This is a genomic window from Parendozoicomonas sp. 209JJ7-1 (genome assembly GCF_058147085.1).
Genome location: NZ_JBYVJU010000001.1, coordinates 320830 through 336184, shown reverse-complemented (window position 1 = coordinate 336184; position 15355 = coordinate 320830). Strand labels below are relative to the sequence as shown.

At 49.8% G+C, this 15355-nt stretch carries 13 protein-coding genes; 3 read left to right on the top strand and 10 right to left on the bottom strand.

All coding sequences use genetic code 11. The features are described from left to right. Positions 1-205 precede the first annotated feature (205 nt). From cydD to ACY2RQ_RS01495, 3 genes are all read left to right on the top strand, one after another. Positions 206-2008, top strand: coding sequence for a heme ABC transporter permease/ATP-binding protein CydD (gene cydD, locus ACY2RQ_RS01505; protein WP_490111176.1), 1803 nt, complete (start codon positions 206-208; stop codon positions 2006-2008). After that, a complete protein-coding gene (cydC, locus tag ACY2RQ_RS01500; RefSeq protein ID WP_490111175.1) occupies positions 2001-3686 on the top strand; it encodes a heme ABC transporter ATP-binding protein/permease CydC in 1686 nt (561 codons plus the stop codon). The genes cydD and cydC overlap by 8 nt, the downstream gene beginning before the upstream one ends. A 375-nt stretch (positions 3687-4061) precedes the next feature. Further along, on the top strand, positions 4062-4751 hold the full coding sequence (locus tag ACY2RQ_RS01495) for a crotonase/enoyl-CoA hydratase family protein (protein WP_490111174.1): 690 nt from the start codon (positions 4062-4064) through the stop codon (positions 4749-4751). Positions 4752-4807: 56 nt separating this feature from the next. Here ACY2RQ_RS01495 and ACY2RQ_RS01490 read toward each other — a convergent pair whose 3' ends face one another. The 10 genes from ACY2RQ_RS01490 to cydB form a co-directional block, all read right to left on the bottom strand. Continuing rightward, positions 4808-5116: a DUF1244 domain-containing protein gene (locus tag ACY2RQ_RS01490; RefSeq protein WP_490111173.1), complete on the bottom strand. Its 309-nt coding sequence runs from the start codon at positions 5114-5116 to the stop codon at positions 4808-4810. Between the two features lie 119 nt (positions 5117-5235). Next, entirely contained in the window at positions 5236-5805 is a 570-nt protein-coding gene (locus ACY2RQ_RS01485; RefSeq protein WP_490111172.1) for a PqiC family protein, read from the bottom strand. Further along, on the bottom strand, positions 5805-7433 hold the full coding sequence (pqiB, locus tag ACY2RQ_RS01480) for an intermembrane transport protein PqiB (protein ID WP_490111171.1): 1629 nt from the start codon (positions 7431-7433) through the stop codon (positions 5805-5807). Before pqiB ends, ACY2RQ_RS01485 begins: the two co-directional genes overlap by 1 nt. Next, the gene (locus ACY2RQ_RS01475; protein ID WP_490111170.1) at positions 7430-8053 is read right to left on the bottom strand and encodes a paraquat-inducible protein A; all 624 of its coding nucleotides are present in this window, start codon (positions 8051-8053) and stop codon (positions 7430-7432) included. Before ACY2RQ_RS01475 ends, pqiB begins: the two co-directional genes overlap by 4 nt. Further along, positions 8050-8667, bottom strand: coding sequence for a paraquat-inducible protein A (locus ACY2RQ_RS01470; protein WP_490111169.1), 618 nt, complete (start codon positions 8665-8667; stop codon positions 8050-8052). Before ACY2RQ_RS01470 ends, ACY2RQ_RS01475 begins: the two co-directional genes overlap by 4 nt. A gap of 52 nt (positions 8668-8719) precedes the next feature. Next, on the bottom strand, positions 8720-9232 hold the full coding sequence (locus ACY2RQ_RS01465; protein WP_490111168.1) for a potassium channel family protein: 513 nt from the start codon (positions 9230-9232) through the stop codon (positions 8720-8722). A 296-nt stretch (positions 9233-9528) separates the two neighbouring features. Then, a complete protein-coding gene (locus tag ACY2RQ_RS01460; protein ID WP_490111167.1) occupies positions 9529-12579 on the bottom strand; it encodes an efflux RND transporter permease subunit in 3051 nt (1016 codons plus the stop codon). 3 nt (positions 12580-12582) lie between these two features. Beyond that, complete coding sequence (locus ACY2RQ_RS01455) at positions 12583-13602, bottom strand: efflux RND transporter periplasmic adaptor subunit (RefSeq protein WP_490111166.1); 1020 nt, start codon at positions 13600-13602, stop codon at positions 12583-12585. A gap of 466 nt (positions 13603-14068) precedes the next feature. Next, positions 14069-14188 carry a cytochrome bd-I oxidase subunit CydX gene (gene cydX / locus ACY2RQ_RS01450; RefSeq protein ID WP_490111165.1) on the bottom strand — a complete coding sequence of 40 codons (120 nt, stop codon included), beginning with the start codon at positions 14186-14188 and terminating at the stop codon, positions 14069-14071. A 13-nt stretch (positions 14189-14201) separates the two neighbouring features. Then, positions 14202-15347: a cytochrome d ubiquinol oxidase subunit II gene (gene cydB / locus ACY2RQ_RS01445; RefSeq protein ID WP_490111164.1), complete on the bottom strand. Its 1146-nt coding sequence runs from the start codon at positions 15345-15347 to the stop codon at positions 14202-14204. Positions 15348-15355: the final 8 nt, after the last annotated feature.

Sequence of the window (15355 nt, the reverse complement as noted above, 5' to 3'; positions counted from 1 at the left end):
TACAGGCCAGCCCGGCGTTGTTGCCCCCATTGGCAACGGACAGGTTGAGACTGGCTCCCGGTGGAAGGGGACAGAACGAAGCACGACAAGTGTAATCAACTCTTCCGGCCTCACAGTACTTTTCCCTCTGCTACCCTGTGTTGCCTCAGTCCGGGCAGGTACAATACCGGTTCAATCCGTTGATCAGTTGTAAGCATGGTGTTTAATGCAGAAGGAGCGGGAACAGGAGTTGTTGTCCTGGCTTGAGAGCCGCCAGGTTACGGTTCGTGGGTATATCAGGTGTTCGGCTCTTTTTGGTATTGGCCAGTATGTTATGGTGATTATACAGGCCGGCCTGCTGGCCTGGATCGCTGATCAGGTGGTTATGGTAAATCGCGCTTCCGATCATCTTATTCTTTCATTTCTGTTGCTTATTGTTGTCACATTGGTGCGAGCCGGATGTGCCTGTGGCCGTGAGCTGGCGGGTCAGCGGGCCGGGGAAAACCTGCGGCAGGAGGTGCGCGGAGAGATTCTCGACCGTGTTGCCCGGCTTGGGCCGGTTGTTCTGGCCGAGCGGCCCTCGGGCAGCTGGCTGACTCTGCTGATGGAGCAGGTTGATAAACTCCACGATTACTATGCTCGCTATCTTCCCCAGATACTACTAGTGCGTATTCTTCCTTTACTGACCATCGTGCTGGTTTTGCCATTCAGCTGGGCGGTGGCGCTTATCCTGCTGCTGACCGCTCCCCTGATTGTGCTGTTTATGATTCTGGTGGGAAACCGGGCCGCTGCCGCCAGTCGTCGCAATGTTCAGGCTCTTTCAAGATTAAGTGCTCACTTCCTTGACCGGCTGCAGGGGCTCTCAACGCTGAAGCTGTTTTATCACAGCAGGGCGGAGAAAAAAGCGATGGCCGATGCGGCTGAATCCTTTCGGGATAAAACTATGCAGGTGCTCAGACTGGCCTTTCTTTCATCAACGGTGCTGGAGTTTTTCACCGCGATTGCAATTGCTATCACCGCAGTTTACCTGGGCATAAGTTACCTGGGTTATCTGAATTTTGGCTTCTGGGAGGAATCCCTGACACTGTTTACCGGCCTGTTTCTGCTGTTGCTGGCACCAGAGTATTATTTACCATTGCGGGAGTTGGGTACTCACTACCATGCCAAGGCTGATGCACTGGGCGCTGCCGATGAGCTGGAAGCTTTTCTAATGCGTTCTGGACAGGAAAGCGACGGTATCTCTCTATGCCCGGAAGGTAAAGCTGCAAGTATCTGTTTTCAGAATGTATCTGTTACCTCCAGCAGTGGCCGTCGTATTCTTGATAATGTGTCGTTTGAGGTGGTTCCGGGGGAAACAGTGGCTGTTGTGGGTGAGTCTGGAGCGGGTAAAACCACGGTGCTGAATGTACTGCTGGGATTTATGCCCTTTGAAGGTGAAATCCAGGTTAACGGTGTGTCTCTCAGGGAGATGGATAAAAACAGCTGGCGCAGACATATCGCCTGGCTGGGGCAGAACCCGAAACTATTCCATGGCTCCTTGCTGGATAATATCCGTCTGGGCAGCCCCGATGCAGAAATAAAGGATATTGAGCGGGTCATGGATACGGCCCATATCAGAGAATTCCTTGATCGCCTTCCTAATGGAGTTAACTCCCTGATTGGTGATGATGCCGCCGGACTCTCTGTGGGGCAGGCCCAGCGTGTGGCCCTGGCCCGTGCGCTGCTGAATCCGTTTCAACTTCTGGTACTGGATGAACCTACAGCCAGCCTGGACAGTGCCAGTGCCGATATTGTTACCGAAGCCGTTGAGACGGCTGCCCAGGGGCGAACTGTTATTACTGTCAGCCACCGGCAGGAAAGTCTTCGGGGAGCAGATAAGATTCTGATGTTGGAACACGGGCGGGTAGCCGGTTGGGGAACACAGCAGGAACTGTACGACAAATCCCATGGATTCCGGCAGTTATGTGAACAGTGGCAGCAATGGCAGGTCTGGCAGAACAGCAGGGAAAAGGAGGTGACCAGTGTCTGATGTGATAAAAAATCTCTGGCCGTTTCTTCGTCTGACCGGACATTACCGGTTACGTTTTGGTATTAGCCTTCTGCTGGCGCTGGCAACCCTGGTAGCCAGTGTCGGGCTGTTATCCTTGTCTGGCTGGTTTATCAGTGCCTCGGCTTTGGCGGGCCTGACAGTGGCCACAGCTGAAGCCTTTAATTTTTTTACCCCCGGCGCGGGGGTGCGGGGTTTTTCCATTGCCCGCACCGCCGGGCGTTATGGAGAAAGGCTGGTCAGCCATGATGCCACTTTCCGGCTGCTGGCTGGGCTGCGGGTGTGGTTCTTTGACAAAGTTGAGCCTTTAGCGCCTGCGGGTCTGCGTCGGTTTCGGCAGGCAGACCTTTTAAACCGTCTGGTAGCAGATATCGATACCCTGGATGGTCTTTATCTCAGATTGTTAAGTCCGCTGTTGCTGGCGGTCAGTGGCAGTCTGGTGCTGGTGATTCTGGCTGTTTTCTTTTCTGGCCCGGTAGCCCTGTTCCTGGGTTTGGTTCTGGGAGCCTGCCTGTTGATTCTGCCGCCTCTGTTTTTTCGCCTGGGAGCGCAGCCCGGTGATCAGCTCGTGCAGGAAAGAGGGGCTCTGCGTATACGTCTCCTGGACTATATTGCCGGCCAGACTGAATTGCAGCTTTTTGGCGCAGTTGAACGTTACCGTAGCAGTGTCGTTCAGGCAGAACAGAAAATGCTTGAACAGGAGCAGCGGGTTGTCAGAGTGACCGGACTTTCTCTTGCGTTGATTACGCTGGTAACGGGTCTGACTGTTACCGGTGTGCTGTGGTTCGCGTCCGTTGATGCCAGCCAGAATCTGTTGCAGGGACCTTTGGTGGTAATGCTGGTACTGGCAACACTGGCGGCATTTGAAGCCATTATGCCTTTGCCCGGGGCTTTCCAGATGCTGGGTCAGACCCACCGTTCGGCTGCCCGTCTGCAGGAAGTTGCGGAACAGGAGCCAGCGGTCACATTTCCGGCAGGGAGTCCTGAAGGATTTGAGGCCAAAGGTCATGTAACACTGGAGAATATCTGTTTCCAGTATCAATCCGGTGTTCCTGTTCTTAATAATCTGTCTCTGGATATCCAGGCCGGGGAAAGGGTAGGGCTTGTAGGGCCTACGGGCTGTGGTAAATCAACCATTCTGCAGTTGCTGACTCGGGACTGGCCCTGTGAAGGTATGGTCAGCCTTGATGGTGTTCCTGTTGAACAGTTGTCCGAACAGAAACTGCGTCGTGTTACGGCAGTTATGCCCCAGCGTATCCATGTATTCAGCGCCAGCCTGCGGGATAACCTGGTGATGGCATTACTGCCTGGGCAGCAGTCTGTGGACGATACGGTTCTGCTTCAGGTGCTGGAGGATGTCGGGCTGTCCGGTCTAACTCCCCGCCGGGAACAACTGCTGGATACCTGGTTTGGTGCGGCAGGGCAGGTGTTGTCCGGTGGTGAACTGCGAAGGTTGGGACTGGCGAGGGTCCTGTTACGCCTGAGGGATGACAGTTGTCGTCTGGTATTACTGGATGAACCCACAGAGGGGCTTGATCCTGCAACAGAACAGCAGATGCTTGCCCTTTTCAATAACGCTATTGGCAACAGAACCCTGCTGGTTGTTACCCACCGGCCGGCTCTGCTTGAGTTGGTTAACCGTGTAGTGGCTGTCCAATGATAAAACAGGCTCTTTGGAGTCTGTTGCTCTTGGTATCCGTCAAAACAAAATTTTCCCGGCAGTCCCATCATACCCGATATTTCCGACTGTGCCCTGTCCTGTACCGGTCCTACAGACTGACTTTGTGAAAGGAGTACTTTTATATTTGGTAACAATACAGGGGAAACGGGGAGTACAGAGGAGCCCTCTGTTTTAACAGGACATAAGATGGCTGTGTTCTTGTTGTTGTGTGCCTTTTCAGAGGGAAAATTTGCGGTTGGCAGATGCTTTTTCGAGAAGTACTATGTGGCAAATAATTCAAACAAGTGTTTGATCCGTGCTGGCTGGAAACGGCTGATAAAATCAATAACAGCTCTTTAGGCAGAAGGTGATTCCGTGACCGATATTGTAACTTATGAACTGGGCGATAACATCGCCACTATTACCATGAATGATGGCAAGGCCAATGTCATGTCCCACGAGATGCTGGATGCCTTGAATGTTGCCCTTGATCAGACGGAAAAGGATAAGGCAGTGGTGATCCTGACCGGGCGTGAAGGTCTGTTTTCCGGAGGTTTTGATCTTAAGGTTATGGGTTCCGGGCTGGAGCATGCCCTGAACCTGACGAGAAAGGGTTCATTGTTCGCCCGTCGTTTGCTGTCTTTTCCTACCCCGGTGATTGCAGCCAGTACCGGCCACGCCATTGCCAAAGGCGCGTTTATCCTGCTGTGCTGTGACTATCGTATCGGTATTGATAAGGGCTTTAAGTTTGGTCTGAACGAAGTGTTTATCGGTATGACCATGCACAATGCCGGCATCGAGATGGCCCGAGGGCGCTTGACCCGCCGTCACTTCAACCGTTCCGTGATAAACGGTGAGATGTTTGATGGCAAGGGCGCGGTTGAGGCTGGTTTCCTGGATGTGACTGTTCCTGCCGACCAGCTGATGACAACAGCACAGCAGGCGGCGCAGATAATGAGTAAGATGAATATGCAGGCGCACCACGGCACCAAACTGAGAAGCCGTGAAGAGCTGTTGGCCCGTATGGATTCTGCGATTGAAAAGGATATGAAGATTACTCTGTAATATTCTGCCTGAATAACAAAAGCCGACATATGTCGGCTTTTGTGTAATATCTCCCTTTAGCCTTTAGCCTTGCGGCGGGCGTCAAAAGCTTCCATCTGTTCCGGGGTGGCCGGTGTCTGGTATTTCTCTTTCCATTCGCTGTAGGGCATACCGTAAATCCGTTCCCGGGCTTCATCGTCGGTAACTTCTACGCCCATTTCATCAGCTGCAGCTTTATACCACTTCCCCAGACAGTTACGGCAGAAATCTGCCAGAATCATCAGGTCAATGTTCTGGATATCTTTGTTGTTATCCAGGTGCTTCAGCAGCCGACGTAAAACAGCTGCATCCAGACGGTCCTGAATATCTTTACTGGGCTTGGACATTTTTGCGCCTCTTCATTGTCATTGTGAACGCCCTCTAAAACCTCAACAGGCCCTGGCTAGTCCTGAAAAGCAACATATTGAAGATGGTGAGTATTACCATTTTACTATGTCGGACAGGTCTATGCCGGACAGCTGCTCAGTTTGTCTGCTGTCATAAGGATGCGTCCGGCAAGGCGTTCAATCAAAAGTACCTGAGCAGACACCATGGCCGGATAGCCGCTTTCCTGCTGCCGGACTGTCTCCCGGAATTGTGATTCTTCGGAGATCCCGCATTGATTGGTAATGATATATTCTGCCTCCAGAAAAACATGTCCTTTATTATCTCCGTGCAATTGCCATACATCTACCTCGACACTTAAATCGGGGTAACCTCTCCGGGCCTGTTGCAGGAGGGCAGAACGCAGTACACGGCTCACGCCTGCTTCAACAGGTTCGCTCCAGCGGAAATATTTTGCGCGGTGAATCTGGTGCTTACCAGTCGCGATAACTATTCCGTCGCTATGCAGGTAAGCCGGAATACGCACTTCCCTGACCAGGATACCGATGTCGCTGTTTGTCTGAGTCTGCGGTGACTGGGCTGACATCAGGAAATAATGGGTTTCAGGTGGAATGGTTGAACAGCCTGTCATGGCCAGAATAAGTGCAGCCACCACAGCTGAACGGATAATATTCATATTTGATTTTGACATTATTCTATCTCCGGAATCGGGTCTTCTTTCTGAGTTCCTGAGAAAATCAGTGAGTTGGGTTTATTGTTGAGTGTATTGATAAAAGAACCTGTATTTTTCAGGGTGCTGTTGAGAACCCTTAGCGTATCCTCAAGATTCTCGTAGACTGGAGATTCAGGAGAGATTCCTGCAATGGTCTTACGCAACTCCTTGAGTGTATTGTTAACATTTGCAGGCATGGTTTTCGTCTGTGGATCACTTATCAGGGCGTCCAGACTGGCCAGAGCCGCGTCTGCATTTTTCATGGTTCCGTTTAATGTTTTTAGGGCATCGTTCGTATTGCTAACGGTTGTTTCCAGTGGCAGTTCATGAAGTTTATTAAGCAAAGAACTGACTTGCTTTTGAATCTGGCTAAAACCTGTAGTGGTCGTTGGGAAAACGCTGTATTTATTCTGATTTTCTATGCTGGCTGAAGGTGCCTGGTCAAAATAATCCAGTTCGATATAAAGTGATCCTGTCAGAAGGTTGCCTGTAGCCAGTGTGGCTCTCAGGCCATTGTTAACCGCAGTATTAAGAAATTGTCGGGTTTTGGTTAAAGTGTCTGAGGTGTCGCCACCAATTCGTCCAGGGTCAATTCGAATAAGTACAGGAACCCGTGCATGTTCACTGCTCCACTGTTCAGTACTGAAGTTAAGGTCAAATGCTATATCCAATACACTGCCAATGCGTATTCCCCGGTATTCAACAGGGGCTCCCGGTTTTAATCCGCGAACCGATGAGTCAAACAGCAGCAGGTATTTACCCCCGTATTTATAGGGTTCTTTGGTAGAGGCTATATAGCTTTCGTATAGTGAGAACTGATGACCATTTTTTATTTGATTACCGGGAGTACTGTTTTCATGCAAGCCAAAAGCAATACCTCCAAGGAGTATGCTTTCGAGACTTTCAGTTCTGACTGTGACACCTTCAGCGCCAGCCTGAAGGCTCACACCGCTGGAATTCCAGAAAACAGAGTTATCGGTAACGAGATCATGATATGGGGCTTTGATAAAAACCTGATAATGCCCCATACGATCTTCGGTTGAGAGTTTTTGGCTTTCAACAGTACCTACACGGTAACCGTTATAAAAAACACCACTGCCCACTGAGACTGAACCAGCACGGTTGGATATCAATTTGAGATGCAATCCAGGGGCTGTCTGGGGAGTGACAGGCATACTGTCCAACCCTTGATAATGGCGCTTTCCCTGTTTGCCTTCACCAGGTGAGAGTTCGATATAGGCACCGGAAAGAATTGTTGAAAGACCAGAGATTCCACCATCTCTGAATTGTGGTTTGACTATCCAGAACTGGGAGTCTTCACGCAGAAGATAGTCCGTTCCGTGGTCAAGTCTGACAATAGCGGTCACGCTATTTTCGTCTTTATTCAGATGCACATCTTCCAGTACGCCAATATCGACAGAGAGTCGCTTCACACGGGTTTCACCGGCTTTCAGGCCATCGGCGGTGGCAAAGGTCAGGGTGACTGTTGGTCCCTGATTTAAATAGCTCTCAGCAACAATCCATCCCCCGATGATCAGGGCTATAAGTGGAATAATCCAAACGACAGAGAGTCGGGATTGTTTTTGTTTGATGACGGGTTGATTCATTCGCTGAACTCCTGGTCCCAGATAAGACGGGTATCAAATGAGCGGGCTGATAACATGGTGAGAATTACGACTCCGCCAAAAGCCAGAGCCGCAGCGCCTGGTCGTATGGCAATAAGACCGCTGATATTGACCAGGGCCACCAGCAGGGCGATCACAAAAACATCGACCATGGACCATTTACCAATCAGTTCTGTTATGGCGTAGATCCGGGTCAATTGACGTCGGCTGGCAGCCTGTGAGCGGTTGTGGGCTTTCCAGCACAGCCAGCCGATTGTGACCATTTTCATGATCGGTACGATAATGCTGGCCGTAAAAATAACGAGCGCGATAGGGTATGCGCCGTGGTGCCAGAGCAGCACGACACCTTCGGCAATCGTATTCTCACTGACCCGCCCCAGTTTGACTGTTTCCATAACGGGCAGGACATTAGCTGGTATATACAAAATGCACGCTGCCAGCAGATAAGCCAGGCAACGCTGCAGGCTGTGGGGCGTTCTGTAATGAAGATGACTGAAACATAAGCGGCACCGGGTATGGTGTTCTGCATTTTGAACAGAGCCACAAACATGGCAGGACATCAGCCCCTTTTGGGCTGCCGTGCCTTCAGGGAAATGGTTCATATCTTCTGTCTCCTGATAACACCCCATATGTCCCGGGAATCCACCGCATTAACGGCAGCCCACAGGCAGCCGGCGAAGCCTATAAAAGCCCAGAAAGAGAAGCCAAAAATGATATTGGCCAGAGCGGATATCTTGACCAGGCTGACCAGAACACCGATGACAAACACATCGACCATATTCCAGTGCTGGATTTCATAAAACAGTCGCCCAAGAATAAAGGTGTACCGACTCCGGATATTGAAGCGCTGAATAACACCGAGAGTCAGGAGAATGCAGATAATGCAGAGTGGGGCCATTATATTAAAAGTCAGCACCAGTACTCCCAGAAGAAACTCATGGTCCTGAAACAGCGCTGTACCGCTTTGCAGAAGGGTCATGGTATGGCTCTGTCCTTTCACGCTGAAGCCTATAAATGGAAAGAACAGTGCGCAGCACAGCAGAATCAGCGAGGCGGTCGCCAGGGCTATACTGCGCATAAGACCGTCAGGAGAGCCTGTGGGCAGTTGTTCATCACAGCGTGGGCAGAATATCTGCAGGTTCTGATCGCCATGATGTGGTTCTGTTTCAATAAGCCAGTCACAGGTTGCACAGGCCGTCTGTTGCCGGTTGTTCATAGAACGCCTTTGGATAGGGTTTGCGTGTCTGTTTCCAGGTAGTGGTCTGACATCATTCTTTTTGGTTTGTAGTTTGTGATTGGCTGTTCTTATCCTGCCCCTTCTCCTGGGGCTGTTGCAGGTATTTCCCTATAATCACAGCGGTCAGAATCACCAGATAAAACTGCCCCAAAAGGCCGATAAGAATGGCGACTTTCTGTGCAAGGGGTGTTACAGGAAAAATCTCTCCATAGCCAATGGTTAATAAAGTGACATAGGAGAAATAGAGGATGGAGTCGAAATGCCGGTAGGCATCACTGGCTGTGCTGGGAAGCCCGTGCAGAGAACCTGGCTGGAAAAACTCGATAGTCATTAACAGACAGTAAGCAACATGTCCCAGAGAAATATAACCTGCCATTAAGCCGATAATAACAGATCTATCGACGTTTTTTGTACCCCATTGGTGAGTGATAATCACATAGGCCACCGTAAGATAAAACAACAGATAGGCTTCCAGCTGGGCAAGAAGAACCTGATTGGGGTGCAAGGCAAAGTCACTAGAGAATTCCAGTCCTATAACGGTCATCAAAAGAAAACCTAACAGGCATAACAGGCGGGGGTGATGTCTGGCCAGAAGTAAACTGATGACCATGTTCAGGATATAAAAGAAAGAGCGTGTATCATTCTTTTGGAAGACTTCTGAGAGAAGATCCCCTCCAAAAAGAATCAACATATGGGAAATAAGGAATAATTCAAACCTGATCCGGTAGAGTTTTAATATCATCTCTGAAACTATCACATTGTATTTGTTATTGAATAACCTTGGGAAAAGAAGGGGAAATACCTTCAAGGAAGGCATTTCCCTTGTGATTGTGAGACGGATTAGAGCGTCTTCTTCTGTTTCATGCCTCCAAACAGGATATAGAAAGCACAGGGTACAAAGAAGAGAGTGATAACCGAAGCAAGAGAAAGCCCGCCAATCATCAGTGTGGCCATAGGTTCAAATAATGCTCCGCCGTTGACTGCCAGGGGAATCAACCCCACCACAGTTGTCAGAGTGGTCAGCAAAATAGGCATGACCCGCTTTTCTGAAGCGGCGATGATTGCCTCTTTCAAGGACAAACTGGCTCTTTCAATATCGATCTGATCAATCAGAACAATTGCGTTATTGATGATGATGCCGGCCAGCGAGATCATACCCAGCAACGCAAAGAATGACAGAGGTTGCCCCATAGCCAGCAAAGCAAAAGGTGCGCCCACAACAACAAAGGGTATGGTGGCAAAGATAAGGCCGACCCGTCGTATAGAGTTAAACTGGAACATAATAGCTGCAAGCATCACAATCAATGCTGCTGGCATACCGGCTCCGAGCTTCTCGTTCACATCTGTATTCGACTTGATTTCGCCGTCTATTTTATAACTGTACCCTTCGGACAGATCCAGCTTATCAAGAGTTGGCTGAATAAATGCCAGGAGCTGCTCCGCGGAGAATTGGCCGCTCTTACCGGAGACTTTAATAGTATGCTGCTGGTTTTCCCGACGAATCTGGGAGAACTCAAACCTGGGTTCAAAAGTGGCGATCTGATCCAGTGAAATCAGGTGGCCATCCACCGGAATCGTCAGGTTCTCAAGATCCTCAAGGTTGTTGCGATAGTTTTCCTCAAAACGGATGACCATGGGTATTGAATGTGTACCTTCACGGTATGTGGAAACAGTGGAGCCGGAGAAGAAGGAGTTCATCACTTCCGAAATATCTTTGGAAGTAATGCCAAGATTCCTGGCCTTATCCTGGGCAATATTGACGACGACTTTGACAACCTTGTTGCCCCAGTCATTTTCGTTTTGCTCAATACCCGGTACCTGAGCGAGTCTGGATTCCACGCTGGCAGCCAGGCTCAGCAGTTTATCCGGGTTTTTGCCTGAGATTTTAACCTCGACAATGCCGGATTCAGCCCCTCCCGTGGACAGTTGTTTAACCTTGAAGCGCGCAGCAGGGTGTTCCTCGTAAAGATATGTTCTGGCACGTTCAGCTGCGGTCACCGCTCCTTCATAATCAAGGGTGTTCACCAGAATAAAAGCACTGGCTGGGTTGGTATCGGCAGGGTTTAAAGAGAGATAGAAGCGCGGACCACCGTCTCCGACATAGATAGTTGTATTTCTGACTTCCGGATTAATATCTTTATCAGACAACCACTTCTCTACAGAAAGCGCCTCCTGCTCTGTTCTTTGAATAGCAGTGCCTTTGGGCATATCCAGATAAATCAGATATTGATTCCGGGCGCTCAGGGGAAACATCTCATTACGGACATCGTGGAAAACCATACTCGACAACACAACAAGACCATAAGCGCCAAGAACAACAGGAATAGACAACGGCAGTGCTTTGCGAATGAGCTTGCCATAAGTGATGGTCAGGCCGTTTGGCTCGTTGTTCTTGGCTGTCGGCTTTTGTTTCTTCGCCAACCAAACACATAAAGGCGGCAAAATATACATGGCCGTTAACCAGGAGCCCACCAGCATAAGGCCGACAACGGCACCCAGAGAGAAACCATATTCTCCTTCTGAACCTTCAAGCAGAAGCAGTGGCAGGAAGGCTGCCACGGTTGTAACAGATGCGACGGCAAGGGGGCTGCCAAACTGTCGGCTGGCAGCAAGCGACGCTTCTTTGGGATCTTTACCGGCGCTGATTTGACTCTGAATGTCCTCAACAATAACCAGACCATTGTCCACCAGCAGGCCGAGGGAAATGATAATGGCGGCAATCGATACAACCTGAAGCTCAATGTCCATATAGGGCATAGCGATAACGGCAAACATCACCGTAAACGGCACGATACAGGCAACAATCAGGGCCGGCCGCAGGCCCAGGAAAATCATCAGTACAATCAAGACAACAGCCACCGTCTGCATCACATTGATCAGTGCATTATTGATGGCATGGGTGACCTTGGTTTCCTGATAGGTAGAGAAATTGTAAGAGATGCCAACGGGTTGTGTCTGCTCAAACTGGTTAACTGCCTCGGTCAGGCGACGACCGATAATCTGAATATCCTGACCGTCAGCCATCTGGACGCCAACCATAATGGCCGGCTGGCCATTAAAAAAGGCGGGCGTGCTTTTCGGGTCAACATAACCCCGGCGAACCAGCAACAGGTCTTCAAGGTGTACAAAAGAGTTCAGGCTCGGTACTTTGGTCAGAACATTTTTGATACTTTCGATATCTTTCAGGTCACCATTGGCTTCAAGAATAATCTGCTCGCCTCCGGCATTGATTTCGCCTGCGGGCATAATCACGTTTTGCGCCTGCAAGTCTTCCAGAAGCTGTGGCAGTTGAACGCCGACTGCAGCCAGTTTTCTGGAATCAATCTCCAACCAGATACGCTCGTCCTGAACGCCCATCAGGGTGATCTTGCCAACGCCTTTGACAGTATAAAGTTTCTTTCGCAAGGCTTTGGCAGAATCACGTAATTCTGCATAGCTGTAACCGTCACCGGTGACAGCTATCGTCGAAACAACAACATCACCGTACTCAGTATTGACATAAGGCCCACTGGTTCCTTTGGGCAGCTCGCCCTCAAGCTCCCCCATTTTGTTCCTTATTTTCTGGAAAACATTCTTCATGTTGTCCTTGGGAACGGAGTCATGAATTTTGAGGAACAGGATGGTGCGCCCGGTTGTTGTGAGAACGTTAATGTCTTTGATCTGGCTGATTTCCCGGGCTTTTCGCTCAAGGGGATCAACAATCAGATCTTCCAGTCTCTGTGGGGCCATGCCTGGAAATTCCGCTGATACGGTGACCGTGCGGATGGTAATCGACGGGTCTTCCCGTTTTGATAATTGAAAATAAGAGAACAGCCCCTGAAGTAACAGGGCCGCCATAATAAGCAGGGTAAAGCGCGAACGGTTGATGCCAAAACGTGTAAGGTTTTCCATGTATTATCCGTCCTGGCGCTTGTCTGACAACAGTTTCACGTTCTGGCCTTCCCTGAGAAAAGGAACGCCTGCGGTGATAACACGGTCATTAGGAGCAAGCCCGGAGGACACAACAATTTCGTTCTCCTTGATTGCCGACATCTCGATGCTGCGCTTTTTTACTGTTGCGGATGCAGAATCATAAACATACACATGGCCGGTTGTGGCTGAACCGGTGGTTGTTTTTAGCGTACCTTCGGTAATCAGAGCGCTTAGGGGAATCGGATATCCCTGATTCTGCTTCAGAGGCAGGTCAATAACAGAGCTAACCGCCATACCGGCTTTGAGGTCAGGTCTTCCTTCTTCAAGGCGGACAACAACAGGGAATGACGATACGGTATTAGCCCTGGAACCCAGCTCGCTGATTCGGGCTTTCAGGGTAACATTTGGGTCATCCGCCAGTCGTACCTTAACGGGCATATCAACAAAGAGTTGATTCACGACATGATAGGGGACAGAGAATCGGGTTTTGAAGCTTTCAGGGTTGTACAGTGTGGCAATTACTGTGCCCGGTGAAACATTCGTGTAGGACTTCACCGGTACGGAGTTTATCATTCCGCTGTAGGGGGCTTTGAGAACAGTTTTAGACAGATTTTCCTTCGCGGAATCCCAGCGTTTGGATGCCTGTTCGACGCGGGCATAGGCTGTCTGATCCGCTGTGTGAGCCTGTTCCAGCCTGGCCTTGCTTATAAGTTTTCTATCGTATAACTCTTTTTGGCGGGCATAATTATCGTTGGCATTTTTAGCCGCTGCTTTAGCCTCGTTCAGGGCCGCCTTGGCTTCCTCGACGACCAGCATAAGAGACTTTCGATCCAGTGCGACCAGGGTGTCCCCAGCCTTAACCTGTTGTCCAACTGTCAGGCTGTTTTTACCTAGCCGCCCGCCAATTTCAAAGGAGAGTTTGGTGGTTTCTGACGGTAGAAGGACAGTGGGGAAATGTCGGGATGATGTCGTCTCCTGGTGCTCTATCAGAATGGTTTTCACCCCTCTCACCGGAGTAGGGTGTAAGGTATCATTATTGTCCTTACATCCAGAAAGGAATGCAGTGAGTATAAAGGGGCTAAGGGCAAGGGTCTTTTTCAACATGATTGTTTTAACATGGCCGTTTATTTTGAAGTCACCTTTTTTTTCAACAACCAGGCAAGGGATCGTACAAGCATAAAGTGCGGTGAAGTTCTTGCATGAATCGTTAGGAAAACTAAGGTTGTGACTATTGTTTTATTAAATATACGCGTACGATTTTATTGTTATAACTAACAAAAGCAAGAGGGTTTTTTCAGTTGTTAAGTCACAGAGGGGGTGGGGATTGAAGATATAGGTCTGATAGACAGGTGGATTCTTAATGTAATCGAATTCTTAAATGGGAATATTGATTTGGGGGATAAATAATAAAAGAGAGAGGCAGGCACCTGCTTCTCTCTCAAGGTATTATAATAATGGATTGCTGTATCTAGATATCATCGGGTTTCTTCCGGTCAAAATCATGCTCATGAAATTCATACCACATAACATTAATAATGCCGAATGAGCAGGCCAGCAGCACACCCAGAATCCATGCAAAGTACCACATGCGCAGAACCTCCTCAGTAAAGTGAATGTTGGTTGTTTTCAACGTGTTTACTGTCCATCCGGAACCACATTTTCCAGAAGCACCAAATGGTGTAGCAAAGAATAATTGGCACAAACACCATGGCCACGCCGGTCATAATGGCCAGGGTGGTAGCGCTGGATGTTGCGTCCCAAACCGTCAGGCTGATATCCGGGTTGCTGCTGGAAGGCAGGATAAACGGAAATAATGACAGGCCTGCGGTGGCGATAATACCCGCCAGGCTCAGGGAACTGCAGACAAAGGTGAACACAGGGCTGATACGGGGCAGAAGCATAGCTCCCAGTACCCCGGCAAAACCAAGTACCGGCGCCAGCACCATCAGCGGATAAATCTGGTAGTTATTCAGCCAGGTGCCGATCTCACCAAAGGCTACGGTTTTGTTCAGAGGGCTGGAGACTCCAGCGGTATCAATGGCGCTGGTGATTACATAACCGGGCATCTGGGATAGCCAGATACCGGCCAGGGCAAAGGTGACGATCACAGCAATGGCGAGTATGCGAACCAGCTTTTCTGCCCGCTCCTGAACCGGGCCGGCTGTACGCATATTCAGCCAGCTGGCACCCTGCATCAGAATCATACTGACGCTCACCACGCCACACAGCAGGGCAAAAGGATTCAGCAGGTTAAAGAAGCCCTCACTGAAGGTTGTGCGCAGCATGCTGTCCACGTTAAAGCCATAGCCATGGAACAGGTTACCGAATGCTACACCAAAGATAAACGCAGGTATCAGCCCGCTGACGACTAATCCAAGGTCGCACCATTTCTTCTGGTGATCTTCCACCTTGGCACGGTATTCAAAAGCCAGTGGACGCAGCATCAGCGCGGACAGCACAAGCAGCATGGCCCAGTAGAAACCGCTGAACGCTGTTGCATATACAGTCGGCCAGGCAGCGAAAATAGCACCGGCACCGGTAATCAGCCACACTTGATTACCATCCCAGTGGGGAGCAACGGAATTTACGATCACGCGACGCTCGGTATCATTTTTACCCAGATATGTGAGCAGGCCGGCGGAACCCAGGTCGTAACCGTCGGCGATGGAGAAACCGATCAGCAGCACACCTATCAGTGTCCACCAGATCAGTTTCAGGGCTTCATAGTCAGTAAAGAAATCAAACATGGCGACTT

What these genes read in the sequence shown, in the direction of transcription:
- ACY2RQ_RS01470 (WP_490111169.1), bottom strand. Translation starts at nt 8,667, where the DNA reads ATGAACAACCGGCAACAGACGGCCTGTGCAACCTGTGACTGGCTTATT.
- cydD (WP_490111176.1), top strand. Translation starts at nt 206, where the DNA reads ATGCAGAAGGAGCGGGAACAGGAGTTGTTGTCCTGGCTTGAGAGCCGC.
- ACY2RQ_RS01485 (WP_490111172.1), bottom strand. Translation starts at nt 5,805, where the DNA reads ATGTCAAAATCAAATATGAATATTATCCGTTCAGCTGTGGTGGCTGCA.
- ACY2RQ_RS01490 (WP_490111173.1), bottom strand. Translation starts at nt 5,116, where the DNA reads ATGTCCAAGCCCAGTAAAGATATTCAGGACCGTCTGGATGCAGCTGTT.
- cydB (WP_490111164.1), bottom strand. Translation starts at nt 15,347, where the DNA reads ATGTTTGATTTCTTTACTGACTATGAAGCCCTGAAACTGATCTGGTGG.
- pqiB (WP_490111171.1), bottom strand. Translation starts at nt 7,433, where the DNA reads ATGAATCAACCCGTCATCAAACAAAAACAATCCCGACTCTCTGTCGTT.
- ACY2RQ_RS01475 (WP_490111170.1), bottom strand. Translation starts at nt 8,053, where the DNA reads ATGAACCATTTCCCTGAAGGCACGGCAGCCCAAAAGGGGCTGATGTCC.
- ACY2RQ_RS01460 (WP_490111167.1), bottom strand. Translation starts at nt 12,579, where the DNA reads ATGGAAAACCTTACACGTTTTGGCATCAACCGTTCGCGCTTTACCCTG.
- ACY2RQ_RS01465 (WP_490111168.1), bottom strand. Translation starts at nt 9,232, where the DNA reads ATGACCGTTATAGGACTGGAATTCTCTAGTGACTTTGCCTTGCACCCC.
- cydX (WP_490111165.1), bottom strand. Translation starts at nt 14,188, where the DNA reads ATGTGGTACTTTGCATGGATTCTGGGTGTGCTGCTGGCCTGCTCATTC.